Raw genomic sequence first — 15,036 nt, 5'->3', positions numbered from 1 at the left:
TCTCAATCGCCCGCGGAAAGCCCCGCGATCAGCTCGAGCAGCCGGCCGCGGAAAGCGGGGTCCTCGCCGAGCCCGCCGAGCAGGGCGGGTTCGGCGCGCACCGCCCGTTCGTGGACCGCCCGGCCGGCTGAAGTCAACCGGGTCAGGTGACGGCGCGCGTCCGCCGGATCCGGCGTGCGCGTCACGAAACCCGCCTTCGCGAGGCGGTCGAGCGTGCGGCTCATCGTCTGGTCGGTCACCTGGCAGTGCTGGGCGAGCGTCCGCTGGGGGAGCGGCCCGTCGCGCAGCGAGTGCAGCGCGATCAGCCCCGCGTGGGTGAGCCCGAGGTCGGCGAGAATGGTCACCCAGCGTTGCTCCACCAGGCGGGCGGCGACGGCCAGCAACCGCCCGGTGGGCCAGGTGCTCAGGTCGGGTTCGGGGGCTGTGCTCACCGTCACTCCGGGTCGTCGTGCAAAATGTTCAGCCTGCTGAACAATAGGGCGTGTTCGCCCTCGAAAGGACCTTAGCGACCATGAACGACTCCCCGCGCCGCCTCCGCTGGTTGCTCCCCGCGCTGCTCGTGGTCGTCTGGCTCGGGCTCGGCGGCTTCGGCGGGCCGTTCGCCGGGAAGCTCAGCGAGGTCGCGAAGAACGACAACGCCGCCTTCCTGCCGAGCTCGGCCGAGGCCACCGAGGTCTCCGGCGAGCAGAAGGCGTTCACCCCGCGCCAGGTGCTGCCCGCGACCGTCGTCGCCGAGCGCCCGGCCGGCCTGACCGCCGCGGACCGGCAGTTCCTCGAGGCGAAGGCGCGGGAGCTCGGTGGCGTGCCCGGCGTCGCCGGCCCGCTCGGTGCCCCGCAAAAGGCACCGCGGGACGACCAAGCCCTGCAGCTCAGCGTGCCGATCGTCGCCGACGGCAACCCCGGCGACGTCGTCAAGGAGGTCCGCGCGAAGCTCGCCGGCGCCCCCGGCGGGCTCACCGTGCTCGTCACCGGGCCCGCCGGGCAGATTGCCGACCTGGTCAAGGCGTTCGGCGGCATCGACGGCATCCTCCTGCTCGTCGCGGGCGGGGTGGTCGCGCTGATCCTCATCGCCGTCTACCGCAGCCCGTTGCTGCCGTTCCTGGTCCTGCTGTCGGCGGTGTTCGCGCTCGGGCTCGCCAGCCTCGTCGTGTACCTGCTGGCGAAGAACGACGTCCTCGCGCTCAACGGCCAGAGCCAGGGCATCCTCTCGATCCTCGTCTTCGGCGCGGCGACCGACTACGCGCTCCTGCTCGTGGCGCGCTTCCGCGAGCAGCTGCGGGACACCGAGAACCGCTTCGATGCGCTGAAGCTCGCGTGGCGCGCGACCCTCGAACCGATCGCCGCGTCGGCGGGGACCGTCGTGCTCGGCGTGCTGTGCCTGCTCTTCAGCGACCTCAACTCCAACAAGGGACTCGGCCCGGTCGCGGCGATCGGCATCGGCGCCGCGCTGCTCGCGTCGACGACGTTCCTGCCCGCGGTGCTGGCGCTCTGCGGCCGCGGCGCGTTCTGGCCGTTCAAGCCGGCGTTCGGCTCGCCGCACCCGGAGACGTCCGGAATCTGGGGCCGGGTGGCCCGGCTGGTCGGCCGCCGTCCGCGGGCGGTCTGGGTGGTGACGGCGCTCGTGCTCGGCGTCGGCGTCGCGTTCCTGCCGCAGCTGAAGGCCTCCGGCACCGCGCAGTCCGACGTGTTCCTCACCGAGGTCGATTCCCGGACGGGGCAGGAGATCCTCGGCCGCCACTTCCCGGGCGGGCTCGGCGCGCCCGCGATCACGATCGCCGACGTCGACGCGCTGCCCGCGGTGCTCCAGGCGTCCACAATGGACGGCATCGCGCAGTCGTTCCCGTTGCCCGGCCCCGACGGGCGGCCCAAGGTGGTCGACGGCCGGGTGCAGGTGCTGTCCGTGCTGAACGACCCGGCGGACTCGGAGACGGCGGTCGCGACCGTCGGCAAGCTGCGTGACGCCGTCCACGCGATCCCCGGCGCGAACGCGAAGGTCGGCGGCCCGACCGCGATCCAGCTGGACACGCAGCAGACGTCGAAGCACGACCGCGCCTTGATCATCCCGATCGTGCTGCTGGTGATCTTCCTCGTGCTGGCCCTGCTGCTGCGCTCGCTGCTCGCGCCCCTGCTGCTCATCGCCACGGTGGTGCTCTCGTTCGCGGCGACGATGGGCGTGTCGGCCCTGGTGTTCAACCACGTCTTCGGCTTCCCGGGCGCGGATCCGGTCGTGCCGCTGTTCGGGTTCGTCTTCCTGGTGGCGCTGGGGATCGACTACAACATCTTCCTGATGACCCGCGTGCGCGAAGAGGCGTTGAATCGAGGGACGCGGGACGGCACGTTGCGCGGGCTTTCGCTGACCGGTGGGGTGATCACGTCCGCCGGGGTCGTGCTCGCGGCGACCTTCTCCGCGCTCGCGGTGATCCCGATCCTGTTCCTCGCCCAGATCGCGTTCATCGTCGCGTTCGGCGTCCTGCTCGACACGCTGCTGGTGCGGTCGCTGCTGGTGCCCGCGCTGACCGTGGACGTCGGGCGCCGCATCTGGTGGCCGTCGAAGCTGGCGCGGGTGGAGGACCCGCGGCCGGCGGGGAGCTAGGAGTCGCGGACGACCCGGGAGTCCGCCGTCTCGCCGGTCAGGAACCGCGCCGTGCCGGTGAGGGTGAGCAGGCGGTCGAGGGCGGGCTTCCGGTTGTCCAGGCGCAGCCGGCGGCCCGTGCCGACGACCGCGCGGTGCACCTTCAGCAGCTCCGACAGCCCCGAGGAGTCGCAGAAGCCGATTTCGCCGCAGTCGAGGCGCACCTCTCGCACGCCAGGGTCGTCCGCCAAGCGGTCGGTGACCAGGCGCACGAGCAAGCCGGCCGTGGCGAACTCGAGGTCGCCGACGATCGCCACCGCGGCCGTGCCCTCGTCCGGGGTGCTCCAGGTGCAGGTCAGCCCGCTGGTCATGCCGAAAGCTCCGATCCGGCCGCCGGTTCCGTGAGGCGCTCGCGCGCGGCGCGGAGCAGGGCGGTGGCCCGCGGGAAGTCGCGCACCTCCGCTTCGAGCAGGTCGATGGCGGGCACCAGCGAGGTGGCCGGAACTCCTCGTGCGGTGAGGATCCCGGCGGTCCAGGTCAGGAACCCGGTGAACAGCTCTTCGTCGCCGACGTAGAGCGCCGTCGCGAGGTACTCGACGATGTGCGCGAGGTCCTCGGCGGTGTACTGGCGCTGCAGGTCGGTGTAGTCGCGCATGGCCGGTATCCGCTCCTCCAGCCCGGCCAGCACCGCCTTCACGAGCCGGCCGGAGCTGCGCGTGACCAGGGTGTACTCCTGGTCGGCCAGGTGCGGCAGGTCGTCGAGCGGCTGGTGCCCGGCGTGCGGGCGGGGGAGCGGCCGGGTGAGCCGGTCGGCCGCCGTCCGCGCGTCCGGCGCCCACGCTTCGGCGCCCAGCAGGCGTGCGTAGCGGCCGTCGGGGCCGAAGGCGGCGCCGCCGGCAATGACCGGGGTCGCGGCCGCCTGGCACGCGGTGATCGTGGCGTGGGCGGTCGGCAGGCGGGTCGCCAGCGAGCCGGACAGCGCCACCGCGTCCGGCCCGGTCCGGTGCAGGTGGGCCACCAGGTGCGGGGCGGGCACCTGCGCGCCGAGGTAGTCGACCTGGAAACCGCGCAGGCGCAGCACTTCGCTGAGCAGGCGGGCCGGCATCGCGTGCCATTCGCCGTCGACGCACGCGACCGTGACGCGGCCGAGGTGCGGCTCCGGGCGCTTCAGCAGGTAGCCGAACGTGGCGATGACGCGGTCGTTGATCGCGGTCGCCGCGTGCTCCTGGGCGACGGTCAGGCGGTTGGCCGCCCACTCCTGCCCGACCCGCCGCTGCACCGCACCGATCACGTCGAGCAGCACGCTCTCCGGATCGGTCCCCGCGCCCAGCGCCTGGACCACGACGTCGCCGGCGGTGTACTCGTCGCCGGTCGTCACGGCGTCCCAGAGCCGCTCGGCGTGCTCGGCCACCGCGGTGCTCATGCGGTGTACCGCCCGCGGCCGTGCCCGCCGACGGCGGCGAGGTGCTGCCCGCGCGGCGCGGTGATCGCCAGCACGGCCATGTCGTCGTGGGTGCCGCGCCCGATCCACTGCGAGGCGAGCATCTGCACGCGCTCGACGACGGCGTCGGCGGGCATGTTCGCGCATTCGGCGACGGCCTGGTGGAGCCGTTCTTCGCCGAACATCTCGTCCCCGAGCGGCCCGCCCTTGGCCTCGATGATCCCGTCGGTGTAGAGCAGGCAGGTCTCGCCGGGGTCGAGCGTGACGTCGGCGCTCACCGACTCGATCTCGGGCAGGACGCCGATCAGGCTGCCCCGCGTATCGGCCTCCTCGACCCGGCCGTCGGCTCGCACGACCAACGGCGGCGGGTGCCCGGCGGCGGTGACGCGCAGCTTGACGGTGGCGCCCTCGCGACGCGCGGACGCCAGCACCAGCGTGACGTACCGGGCGTCGGCGTTGTCGCCGAGCGTGCGGTTCAGCAGGTCGAGCAGCCGGTGGTGGTCGCCCGCCATCGGCAGCAGCGCCCGCAGGGTCGTGCGGATCTTGCCGGTCAGCACCGCGGCGTCCAGGCCCTTGCCGCAGACGTCGCCGAGCACGGCCAGCGACTCGTCGCCGTCGGCGGTGATCGCCGAATGGACGTCGTAGAAGTCGCCGCCGATCCGCTCGCCGTCGCGGGCCGGGCGGTAGCGGCCGGCGAACTCGACCCCGCCGAGCTGCTCGAGGGTGGGCGGCAGCAGCTCGCGCATCAGCGTGTCGGTGATGGACGCCTGCAGCGCGAACACCCGGGCCGCCGACATCGCCGCGCCCGCGCGGGCCGCGAACAGCCGCGCGAAGAGCTCTTCCTGGCCGGTGAACGACGCCCGGTCGCCGCGGCGCAGCAGCACCAGCGCGCCGGCGGGGACGCCGTGGCCCGGCAGCGGCGTCACGACGATCGAGCCGACCGGGCCGAAGCCGTCCGGCAGCACCCAGCCGGGGGCCGCGTCCGGGTCGAGCCAGCGCGACGGCACCGGCGGGAAGCCCTGCAGGGCCTCGCCGAGGCCGGGCAGCTCGTCCGGGTCGATCGCCAGCCGGGACCGGATCGGCTCGCCGCCGCGGACGCAGGAGACGGCGGGGAAGATGCCGCCGTGGCCGGGGGCCAGGATCAGCGCGGCGTCGGCGAGGTGCTGCGCGGCCAGCCGCGCGGCGACCTCCATGCAGCGTTCGAGGTTGAGCGAGCCCAGCAGGGCAGCCGAAGCGTCGCTCAGGAAGGCGGTCCGCTCCTGCTCCCGCGCCAGCGCCTCGCGGGCCGAGCGGGCGTCGGTCTCGTCGACGAGCCACCACGTCACGGCGTCGCCGTGCGGGATCGGGTACGCGGCGAACGACTTCGTGCCGACCTCGCCGCGGGCGATCCCGTCGGAAGCGCGGCTGGCGATGAGCCAGTCCGCGACGGTGCCGTCGAGCGGGCGGCCCGGCTCGGCGGCCGGGAAGAGCAGGCGGGCGGCCTCGTTGAGCGACCGGAGCACACCGGAACCGTCCACGACCAGTGCCGCGATGGGGGCGGTGGCCCACTCCCGTCCGTCGTCGACCGGGGCGGCGGTGCGCGCGCGGTCAGCCACGGGCTCCGGCCGGGCCCGGATCGGTGACCAGCTCGGCCCAGAGGGTCTTGCCGCTGGGCCGGCGCAGCTGGCCCCACGCCGCGGCGCAGCGCTCCACCAGCAGGAGCCCGCGGCCGCCGTGGTCGGACGGCTCGCGCCGGCGGGCGGCCTCGCCACCCCCGTCGTCGACCTCGATCCGCAGCTTGGCCGCGCCCGGCAGCAGCCGGACGTGGTAGGGCGCGCGGCCGTGGCGCAGCGCGTTGGACGTCAGCTCGTCCACCACCATGACGGCGGTGCTGACGACGTTGGCCGGCAGGCCGCACAGCACCGAGCGCACCCAGTGGCGGACCCGGGCCAGCTCGGTGAGCTCGGCGGAAATGCCTAGCTCGTGCCGCACATCGCGGAGCTTCACAACCGCCTCCTTCGCCGTGCCGGACCCCCCGGAGAGGCCTTCTCCTTCTTCATGCCCGGATCCGGGGCCGCCCACACGGATATCGGAGGTCGTCATGCTTCGCCCCAGGAAGAACGGGCCGCCTCGAGGGTCGGGTACACGGGCATGACGTCGCCGAGCCCGAGCAGTTCGATCGGCCGGGTCACGACTGGCGCGGCCGACACGACGGCGAAGCGGCCGCCCGCCCGGTGCGACTGCCGGGCGAGGCGCAGCAGGACCTGCAGGCAGCTGGAGTCGCAGTACTCCACGCCGGCCATGTCGACGACGATCCGCGCGGCACCGGGGTCCGCGGGCACCAGGTCCGCGAGCTTGGCGGAGACCGCGAAGTCGAACTCACCACGCAGGGTGTAAACGCTCAGGTCACCGTCTTCGGAGCTGTCCAGGGACCAGCCGTCGCCGGAGTACCGCTGCCGTGGCCGCGCTGCGTCGGTGGTCATGAAGACTCCAGATCGGGGATCGGGACACGGGCTGGCGGCTCAACCCGTTCCAGGGGCAATCTACCAAAGCCGCCCGCCGCGGGCAGCGCGGTGCCCGTTCACCGTCCTTTGAGGACAGGCTGCCGGGACCGCGGTTCCGCGGGCGGTCCGGGCGGCTCGGCGCCGGGCGGCACGATGGCGGTGTTCACCGTGCGGGTCAGCCGTTCGTAGGGGGCGCGGTGCTCGTCGTCGAGCAGCACCGCCAGCGGCGTCCAGACCCCCACCACGAACACCGACGCGGCCAGCGCGACGGGCAGGAGCAGCTGCTCCGGGTGCGTGCCGAGGTCCCAGCGGTCGAGGTCCAGCAGCCACCACGCGAGCCACAGCGGGGAGAGCAGGACGCCGTTGCGGACCAGCAGCGAGACCGGTCCGGCCCGGCGGCCGCCCCGCCGCGTCACCCGCAGCAGCATGGCGCGCTTCCCGGGTGTCGAGCCGGTCACCGCGGGCAGCACCACGAACCAGACGAGGGCGAGGATCACCACCGGCGTGTCGCGGTGGCGCAGGTCCTCGCCGAACAGCGTGAGCAGGCCGAAGAGGAACCCGAGCAGCGCGGCGAACCCGAGCAGGTCGGTGGCCAGCGCGAAGAGCCGCCGGGTGAAGGTGACCTTCGCGGCGTAGCGGCGCCGGTCGTGCTCCGGTTCGAGGGCGGGCAGCAGGCGCCCGAGCGGACCGGCGAGCAGCCAGCCGGCGACGACGCCCGCCGTGTTGAGGATGAGGTCGTCGACGCTGAACAGCCGGTACGGGCACGGGTAGACGAACCACAGGCCGGTCAGCTGCGTCAGCTCGAAGAACAGGGAAACGCCGAAGCCGATGAGGGTCGCGGGCACGAGCCGCATCCGTTGCGCGTACCGGACGTAGAAGCCGAGCGGCGCGAGCATCACGACGTTGAGCGCCGTGGTCCAGACCGCCGGGTTGTGCAGCAGCGCGCCGGGGCTCCAGTGCCCGCGGGCGCGCTGCGAGACCACTTCGACGAAGTAGAACGGCCGCAACTGCGGAGAACTCGCATACGTGTGTCCCGCGCAGTACGCCGGATCGGCGGGCAGCGGGAGCACCGTCTGCGTCGCGATCGCCAGCAGGTAGAAGAGGAACGCGTAGAAGACGAAGGTCTGCCACCCGCCGGCGCGGCCGCGGCGGCGGTAGCTGACGAACGCGGCCGGCAGCATGACGGCCAGCGCGAGGAAGGGGAAGAGGAGGAGGGCGGTGCGGACGGGGACGAGGTAGGTGGCGACCACGGAGCCGGTGGTACCCAGCCGCGGGGGACGTGAAGCGTGCTTCCCCCGGACGGCTGGGTTTCACCGGCGGCCGGTCACTGCGGCGGCGCGTCCTGCTGCCCGCCGCCCTGCTTGTGCAGGAAGTCCTTCACCTTGTCGGAGCCCTGGTCGATCTTGTCGGAGTGCTCGCCGAACCGCTGCTTGGCGGCTTCGGCGGCCTTGTCGACACCCTGATCGGCCTGCTCCGGGTGCTGCCCGAGCGCTTCCTTGGCCTTGTCGAACAGGTTCATCCGTCCTGCCTCCGTCCGGAATTCGATCATCGGTCGTCCCGAGGAGAACACCGGCTCCGGAGGCCCGCAACCACTAGGCACCCGTCGCGGGGATTTCCGGTGTTTCTGCGGGTGAAAGGCGGTGCGCGGGGTTTGGGCCACGGGGTTCGGGGTAGGGCCGCGGGCCCCGCGTGAACCGCCCGGGCCGCGGCGGCCGAACGTCTTGAATGAGTCGTTCAGGCAAGGCCGGGTAGTTAGGGCGGGGTGGGTCGTGTCAAGGGGCTTGTTGCAGCGTCGGTGACGGTGACGTTGATGGTGATCTTGAGGCAGGCGCGGGGCTGGCGGGGCTTCGTGTAGGCGTATTTGGACAGGGGTCGTTTGACTTTCCGTGGGCAGGTCCGTGCCCGGCGTGCGGGGAGCAGGCCGGCCAGGATCTGGCGGCCGATGGTGCCGACGAGGTCGATGTGGGTGTCGGCGATGACGGAGCGGGCGGTGATGATCTGGTCGCGGGCGGCGTGCAGGGCGACGCTGAATCCGGCCCGGTCGGGGTCGGTGCCGGGCCGGGTGCCGGTGGCGTCGGTCATCGCGATCCGCAGAATCTGGTAGGTGGCCAGCAGTGCCCAGAGTTCCTGTTCGGCTCCGGCCGGGGTCTGGGAGCGCAGGACCCGGCCGCCGGAGAGGGTGTCTTTGAGCGCGAGGAAGGCCGATTCGATTTCCCAGCGCTGGTGGTAGAGCTCGAGCAGTTCCGCAGCGGGATGGCGGTCGGGGTCGAGCAGGGTGGTGACCAGCCGGTAGTGCTCGGTGCGGCGGGAGCCGTCCGCCCCGGTGACGGTGATGCGGGCTTCGATGATGCGGACGGGCACCCGGCCGATGATCGAGGTGATCGATCCGTCCCGGTGGCGGCCGGTCAGGGGTGGGCGCCGGTTGGCTTTGAGCCGGATCAGCAGGTCCGCGCCGGAGCGGGCGGTGCCGGCGATGAAGGTGGCGTCGTCGAAGTTGCGGTCGCCCAGCAGCACCATCCCCGGGCGTAGCCGGTCGGTGAGCCTGCCTGCGTAGGCCAGTTCCCCCTGGGCGGGGCTGCCGAACACCGCCCCGATCAGGGCGCGGGTCCCGCATTCGACCAGGGCCACCAGCCGCAGCAGCGGATACCCGGCGTCGGGGTGGGACGCGGTGCGGGTCTTGCCGGTCCAGGCCCGGTTGGGTTCGCTGTCGGGGATGGCGATGCCGGTCCCGTCGATCGCCACCGGCCGCAGCCCGCGCCAGCAGACCCCCGGGCTGCGTGGCCAGGCGATGGGGCCGGCCAGCAGCTCGAACAACGCCGCCAGCGGCCGGGCGCCGACCCGGCGGCGGGCCTGGCGCAACGCCGAGGCTGTCGGGGTCACCAGCCTCAGCTCGGCCAGCCCGGCGGTCAGTGCCGAGAACACCCCGCGGTAGCCGCGTTCGGGGAACAGTCCCATCGCCAGCAGGAAATACACCGTGACCCGGGCCGGCAGCAGCCGCACTCGTCGCTGGGTCGCCGGGACCGGCTCGGCCAGCACGGCATCGACTATCTCGAAGGGCACGATCTGGGTGAGTTCACCGAGGTGGCCGGGGGCGAAGACCCCGCTCGCGGTGCGGGTGATCCGGGTTATGACAGACTGCGCGGACAACGGAGCTCCCGCCGAACGTTGATCTTGGTCGACGATGTTCTAGCGGAAGCTCCGTTGCCCTGTGTCAGGGGGTTGACACCACACCCAACGCCCTAACTACCCGGCCTTGGTCGTTCAGGACCTCCGAAGACCTGAATGACTCATTCAAGACGTGGGCGGGCCGGTCGCCGGCGGCAGCGGGCCTGGCCGCGCGACTGTGCCGAAACCCCGCCCTGCGGGCCCCGCGTGAACCGCCCGTGGCCGTGGCTCGTATACCGGGTGAGGATCGCCGGTCCCGCCGCACGGGCCGGGTGGTCACCGCCGCGAACGATGACGTGAGGCTCCGCCATGCTTGGAAGAACCGCCCCGGCCGCGCCCCTGCCCGACTTCGGCCTGCCCCGGCTCGGCCGGCGGCACGGCGTCGCGGGCGGGGTGCTCACCGCGCTCGCCGCGCTGCTCGTGCTGTTCGGGCTCCTCGCGCCGGACGACCTCACCGCGTTTTCGGCCGGTGCGCTCGTGCGGGTGCCGGTGGAGGGCGTCGTCGTCGCCGCGTTCGTGCTGGTCCTGCCGCCGCGGGCGCGCAGCGTCGTCGCCGCACTCTTCGGTCTGGTGCTGGGGCTCCTGACCCTGATGAAGGCGCTCGACACCGGGTTCTACGCCACTCTCGAGAAGCCGTTCGACCCCGTCTACGACTGGAGCTTCTTCCACGCCGGGGTCGAGTTCCTGGCCGGCCAGATCGGGGACGCGGCCACCGTCGCCGTGCTCGTCGGGGCCGGTGTGCTCGCGGTGGCCGTCGTGGTGTTCATGGTCCTGGCCGCGCTGCGCCTGTCGCGGGTCGCCGCCGGGCGCCGGACCGCGGCGACCCGGGTCGTGGCGGTGCTCGCGGTCGTCTGGATCGGCTGCTCGGTGTTCGGCGTCGAAAGCGCGCCGGGTCAGCCGGTGGCCGCCCAGAGCGCCGTCGCGCTGGCCTACGGCGACCTCCGGCAGGTGGGGGCCGGCCTGCGGGAGCAGCGCCCGTTCGGCGAGGTGGCCGCGGTGGACGCGTTCCGCACCACCCCCGGCGACCAGCTGCTGAACGGCCTGCGCGGCAAGAACGTCGTGCTCACCTTCGTCGAGAGCTACGGCCGCGTCGCGCTCGACGACCCGGCTTTCGGCCCGAAGATCGGCGCGACGCTCGACGCGGGCACCGCGGAGCTGCGCGCGGCGGGCATCGGTGCGAGGAGCGCGTTCCTGTCGTCCTCGACGTTCGGCGGCGGCAGCTGGCTGGCCCACTCGACGGTGCAGTCGGGCATGTGGATCGACAACCAGCAGCGCTACAACGACCTCCTCGCCGGCGACCGGCTCACCCTCGGCGGCGCGTTCCAGCGCGCGGGCTGGCGGACCGTGTGGGACGTGCCCGCGCACACCAAGGACTGGCCCGAGGGGCAGCGGTTTTACCACCCGGACGCCTACTACGACGCCCGTGGCGTCGGCTACCACGGCCCGGGCTTCGCCTACGCCACCATGCCCGACCAGTTCACGATGTCCATGCTGCAGCGCAAGGAGCTCGCCAAGGGCGGTCCGGTGATGGCCGAGGTCGACCTCGTGTCCAGCCACGCCCCGTGGTCGCCCCGCCCCTGGCTGGTCGACTGGAACCAGGTCGGCGACGGCTCGGTGTTCGCCCCGATGCCGGCCGCGGGCGAGGCCCCGGAGTCGGTCTGGAAGGACCCCGCGAAGATCCGCGACGCCTACCGCGACGCCACCGACTACTCGCTGAAGACGCTGATCTCGTTCGTCCAGCACTACGGCGGCGACGACCTGGTCCTGGTCTTCCTCGGCGACCACCAGCCGCCGGTGGTGACCCCGCAGGGCGCGGTGCACGACGTGCCGATCACCATCGTGGCGAAGGACCCAAAGGTGCTCGACCGGATCTCGGGCTGGGGCTGGCAGGACGGCCTGCACCCGGGCGCGGCGGCCCCGGTGTGGAAGATGGACTCCTTCCGCGACCGCTTCCTGACGGCGTTCGCGCGCTGACCGTCCTTTTCGGACTTTCGCGTGTTCGTTCCCGCGGGCGGCCCGGTGCGCCTATCGTGGGTGGCGCCGGGCGGGGGAGCCCGGCCGATCCACGGCCACGGGAGGGAAAGTGGATCAGCACCGGGAATCCCGGCGCACGCCGCCGGACGTCGCGAACCCGGCGCGTCCGGACCGCCTGCGCGCCGCGCCGCCCGGTGTCCTGCCCTACTACCTGCTGGTCGAGGCCACTGCCGTCGGGCTGCCGGTGTTCGTGCCGTCCGCGGCGCCCGCCCCGCGGGACTGGCTCTTCTTCGCCATCGTGCTCGGCTGCGCGATCGGCCAAGCCGAGCTGTCGGCGAAGGCCGAGCGGATGCGGCGGTTCCTGTCCAGCAACCCGCACATCAGCGTCATCTCGGTGTGGCTGTTCGCGGCGGCGCTTTCGATGCCGCCGTTGCTCGCCTCCGTGCTCGCCGTCCTCGTCTACGGGCACCTCTGGGTGCGCACGGCGGGCGGGGTGCCGGGCGCCCGGCGCTACCGGGCCGCGTGCTCGGTCGCGACCCACGTGGTCACGATCTACGCCGCGCACGCGGTCGCCGGGCTGGACGGTGGCGGGCCGCTGGGGACGATCGCTGCCGCCGCGGCGTTCGTGCTGGTCAACACCGTGCTGGTGATGATCGGGTTCAAGCTGCACGAGCCGGCGCGCCCGTTCCTGTCGTTCGCCGGGTCGGTGCCGGAGAACCTGCTCGACGCCGCGACGCTGTGCCTCGGCGCGGTGGCCGCCGCGCTGCTGGTCACCCGGCCGTGGCTGGTCCCGCTGCTCGTGCCGCCGGTCGTCCTGCTGCACCGCGGTGAGCTCGGGCGGCGGCTGGAACTGCGGGCCCGCGACCCGAAGACCGGGCTGCTCACCATCGCGGAATGGCGGGCGCGGGCCGAGGCCGAGCTGGGCCGGGCGGCGCGCGGCGGGGGCGACTGCGGGATCCTGATGATCGACCTCGACCACTTCAAGCGCGTGAACGACACCTACGGGCACCTGGCGGGCGACGACGTCCTGCGCGCGGTCGCCGAAGCCGTCCGGGGCGAAGTGCGGGTCTACGACTCGGTCGGCCGGTTCGGCGGGGAGGAGTTCGTCGTGCTGCTGCCCGGGATCGGGCCGGTCCATTCGGTGGCGGTCGCCGAGCGGATCCGCGACGCGGTCGGCGGGCTGTCGGTCACGCTGGCCGACGGGACCGCGGTCGCCGGGCTGTCGGTGTCGATCGGGGTGGCGGTCCACCCCGCCGCGGGTGACCGGGTGGACGAGGTGCTCGGCGCCGCCGACAAGGCCGTTTACGCGGCGAAGAACTCGGGCCGGAACCGGGTTTGCGTCAGCCATTGAGGAAATGCGCCATCCGTCCAGGGTCGCGGGCTAGCCCGGATGGAGCAGCGTCGTGACTTTCCGCTGCACGCGGATTCACTGGCCCGATGAATTGCCGGTAATTCTTCCGCACTTCTACGCTAATCCACGTCGGGTTTCTCCGCGCTGAGGAGTGGTCATGCGAAGGAAATTGGCGGTTCTCGGGGTCGCTTTGTTTTCGCTGTTCGGTCTGACGGTCGTGCCCGCGGCCGCGGCCGGCGGCGACTTCGCGCCACCCGGCTGCTTCGGCGAGCGCTACGGAACCCTGTTCGGACAGGGCGTTTCGGTCAGCTGCTACCCCGGTGAGGGGTACGGCTACCGCGTGATCGCGCACTGCGCGAACGGCAACGCGTTCTGGTTCGTGGCCGGGGATTTCGTGCCGTACGGATTCGGCCCGGCGGTCGCGGAATGTTCGGGCGCGCTGCTCGTGCCGGCGCGGGTGGTCACCTACCAGGTCGACGAAATCTGATTCGGGCACGGAACCGTCCGGCCACCCATTTCCCGGGTGGCCGGACGGTGTCGTGCGCGCGGTTTTCCGGCGGTGCGGCGGCCGAGGTCTTCATGCCCGCCGGCGCAGGATCCTATAGGAAACACGATCCGACCGGCGAGGGACGGTCGTGCACGTTCGCTGCCCGGCGGTCTCCGGTTGGGCCCGGCGGCCGTCCCGCCGTGCTGTACTTGGTCCAGACCTTCGTCGGCGCGGACGGGTGAGCCCGGCTCGCGCTTCTTCGTGTGCCCGGAATCCGTTGCCCCGCAGTGAAAACACGCCCTCAGTCCGCAGTGGACAGACGTTCGCTCCCGCGAATTCCGGACAGAAGACCGGACAAATCTGGACCCGCCGCGCACCGCCCCGCACACTCGGCGCACGGTGTGTTTCTTTCCCCCGGTCCCTGGAGGAGTCCCCATGCGTCGAAGAATCGCCCTCGCTCTCGGCGGTGCCGCCGTCCTGACCGCTTCCCTCGCTTCCGCTTCCCTGAGCCCGGCCGTGGCGTCGCCCGGGCTGATCGCCGCCATGCAGCGGGACTTCGGCCTGACCGCCACCCAGGCCGAAACCCGGCTCGGCCAGGAAACGTCCGCCGCGCGGATCATGCCCGCCGCGCAGCAGGCCGCCGGTGCCGCGTTCGGCGGCGCGTGGTTCGACCCCGCGCTCGGCAAGCTCGTCGTCGGCGTGACCGACCCGGGCGCCGCCGACGCCGTCCGGAAGACCGGCGCCGAGCCCACCAGCGCCCGGGTCAGCGCCGCGAAGCTCGACGCCGCCAAGGCCGCGATCGACGCCTCGGCCAAGGCGGATCCCGCACCGGCGGCCGTCAGCGGCTGGCGGGTGGACCCGCGGGCCGGCAGCGTCGTGGTCACCTTGCGCCCGGGCGCGCGCGGTGCCGACGTCGACGCCTTCCTCGCCCGCGCCGCGAAAGCGGGCCCGGTGACCGTGGCGAGCGCGCCGTCCGCGCAGCCGTTCTCGGCGGGCACCGTCGGCGGCGATCCCTACTACATCAACGGCAACACCCGCTGCTCCATCGGGTTCTCCGTGCAGGGCGGCTTCGTCAGCGCCGGCCACTGCGGCGGGGCGGGCAGCTCGGTCGTCGGCTGGGACGGCTCGGCGATGGGCAGCTTCGCCGGCTCTTCCTTCCCGGGCAACGACTATTCGTTCATCCGCATCGGCAACGGCTGGTGGACCGCGCCGGTCGTGCTCGGCTGGGGCACGGTCAGCGACGCGCTCGTCCGCGGTTCCTGGGTCGCGCCGGTCGGCACGTCGGTGTGCCGCTCGGGCTCGACCACGCACTGGCACTGCGGCACGGTGCTGGGCCTCAACGAGACCGTCAACTACTCCCAGGGCGCGGTCTACCAGATGACCCGGACCAACGTCTGCGCCGAGCCCGGCGACTCCGGCGGCTCGTTCATCACCGGTGACCAGGCCCAGGGCGTCACCTCCGGCGGCTGGGGCAACTGCAGCTCCGGTGGCGAGACCTGGTTCCAGCCGGTGAACGAGATCCTGCAGACCTACGGCCTGTCGCTCGTCACCGCGTAGAAAAAT

General features: G+C 72.8%; 14 protein-coding genes. 5 read left to right on the top strand and 9 right to left on the bottom strand.

Annotated features, from left to right (window positions below; genetic code table 11):
- Nucleotides 1-2: 2 nt before the first annotated feature.
- The gene (locus H4696_RS11320; protein WP_169734912.1) at nucleotides 3-437 is read right to left on the bottom strand and encodes a MarR family winged helix-turn-helix transcriptional regulator; all 435 of its coding nucleotides are present in this window, start codon (nucleotides 435-437) and stop codon (nucleotides 3-5) included.
- Nucleotides 438-511: 74 nt separating this feature from the next.
- On the opposite strand from H4696_RS11320, the gene H4696_RS11315 reads away from it, so the two are divergent.
- Nucleotides 512-2,593, top strand: a complete 2,082-nt coding sequence (locus tag H4696_RS11315; RefSeq protein WP_086858235.1) for an MMPL family transporter — start codon at nucleotides 512-514, stop codon at nucleotides 2,591-2,593.
- Here the strand turns inward: H4696_RS11315 and H4696_RS11310 are convergent.
- The 8 genes from H4696_RS11310 to H4696_RS11275 form a co-directional block, all read right to left on the bottom strand.
- Nucleotides 2,590-2,943: an STAS domain-containing protein gene (locus H4696_RS11310; protein WP_086858234.1), complete on the bottom strand. Its 354-nt coding sequence runs from the start codon at nucleotides 2,941-2,943 to the stop codon at nucleotides 2,590-2,592. The two genes, H4696_RS11315 and H4696_RS11310, sit on opposite strands and share 4 nt — an antisense overlap.
- A complete protein-coding gene (locus H4696_RS11305; protein WP_086858233.1) occupies nucleotides 2,940-3,995 on the bottom strand; it encodes a cobalamin B12-binding domain-containing protein in 1,056 nt (351 codons plus the stop codon). The genes H4696_RS11310 and H4696_RS11305 overlap by 4 nt, the downstream gene beginning before the upstream one ends.
- The gene (locus H4696_RS11300; protein ID WP_086858232.1) at nucleotides 3,992-5,608 is read right to left on the bottom strand and encodes a PP2C family protein-serine/threonine phosphatase; all 1,617 of its coding nucleotides are present in this window, start codon (nucleotides 5,606-5,608) and stop codon (nucleotides 3,992-3,994) included. Before H4696_RS11300 ends, H4696_RS11305 begins: the two co-directional genes overlap by 4 nt.
- The gene (locus H4696_RS11295; RefSeq protein WP_086858231.1) at nucleotides 5,601-5,999 is read right to left on the bottom strand and encodes an ATP-binding protein; all 399 of its coding nucleotides are present in this window, start codon (nucleotides 5,997-5,999) and stop codon (nucleotides 5,601-5,603) included. The genes H4696_RS11300 and H4696_RS11295 overlap by 8 nt, the downstream gene beginning before the upstream one ends.
- 92 nt (nucleotides 6,000-6,091) lie before the next feature.
- The gene (locus H4696_RS11290) at nucleotides 6,092-6,475 is read right to left on the bottom strand and encodes an STAS domain-containing protein (RefSeq protein WP_086858230.1); all 384 of its coding nucleotides are present in this window, start codon (nucleotides 6,473-6,475) and stop codon (nucleotides 6,092-6,094) included.
- Nucleotides 6,476-6,573: 98 nt separating this feature from the next.
- Entirely contained in the window at nucleotides 6,574-7,746 is a 1,173-nt protein-coding gene (locus H4696_RS11285) for a VanZ family protein (protein WP_086858229.1), read from the bottom strand.
- Between the two features lie 74 nt (nucleotides 7,747-7,820).
- The gene (locus H4696_RS11280) at nucleotides 7,821-8,015 is read right to left on the bottom strand and encodes an antitoxin (RefSeq protein ID WP_086858228.1); all 195 of its coding nucleotides are present in this window, start codon (nucleotides 8,013-8,015) and stop codon (nucleotides 7,821-7,823) included.
- A 233-nt stretch (nucleotides 8,016-8,248) separates the two neighbouring features.
- Complete coding sequence (locus H4696_RS11275; protein WP_086858227.1) at nucleotides 8,249-9,643, bottom strand: IS4 family transposase; 1,395 nt, start codon at nucleotides 9,641-9,643, stop codon at nucleotides 8,249-8,251.
- A 327-nt stretch (nucleotides 9,644-9,970) separates the two neighbouring features.
- Between H4696_RS11275 and H4696_RS11270 the strand changes: the two genes are divergently transcribed.
- The 4 genes from H4696_RS11270 to H4696_RS11255 all read left to right on the top strand — a co-directional run bounded on the left by H4696_RS11270 (nucleotide 9,971) and on the right by H4696_RS11255 (nucleotide 15,030).
- Entirely contained in the window at nucleotides 9,971-11,635 is a 1,665-nt protein-coding gene (locus tag H4696_RS11270) for an alkaline phosphatase family protein (RefSeq protein ID WP_086858226.1), read from the top strand.
- Nucleotides 11,636-11,744: 109 nt separating this feature from the next.
- Nucleotides 11,745-12,986, top strand: coding sequence for a sensor domain-containing diguanylate cyclase (locus H4696_RS51205; RefSeq protein WP_086858225.1), 1,242 nt, complete (start codon nucleotides 11,745-11,747; stop codon nucleotides 12,984-12,986).
- A 157-nt stretch (nucleotides 12,987-13,143) separates the two neighbouring features.
- Complete coding sequence (locus tag H4696_RS11260; RefSeq protein WP_225955647.1) at nucleotides 13,144-13,473, top strand: hypothetical protein; 330 nt, start codon at nucleotides 13,144-13,146, stop codon at nucleotides 13,471-13,473.
- Nucleotides 13,474-13,908: 435 nt separating this feature from the next.
- On the top strand, nucleotides 13,909-15,030 hold the full coding sequence (locus H4696_RS11255) for a S1 family peptidase (RefSeq protein ID WP_086858223.1): 1,122 nt from the start codon (nucleotides 13,909-13,911) through the stop codon (nucleotides 15,028-15,030).
- Nucleotides 15,031-15,036: the final 6 nt, after the last annotated feature.

Origin of the sequence: Amycolatopsis lexingtonensis (genome assembly GCF_014873755.1) — a bacterium.
Taxonomy (GTDB): domain Bacteria; phylum Actinomycetota; class Actinomycetes; order Mycobacteriales; family Pseudonocardiaceae; genus Amycolatopsis; species Amycolatopsis lexingtonensis.
This window is presented reverse-complemented; position numbering and strand designations above follow the sequence as displayed.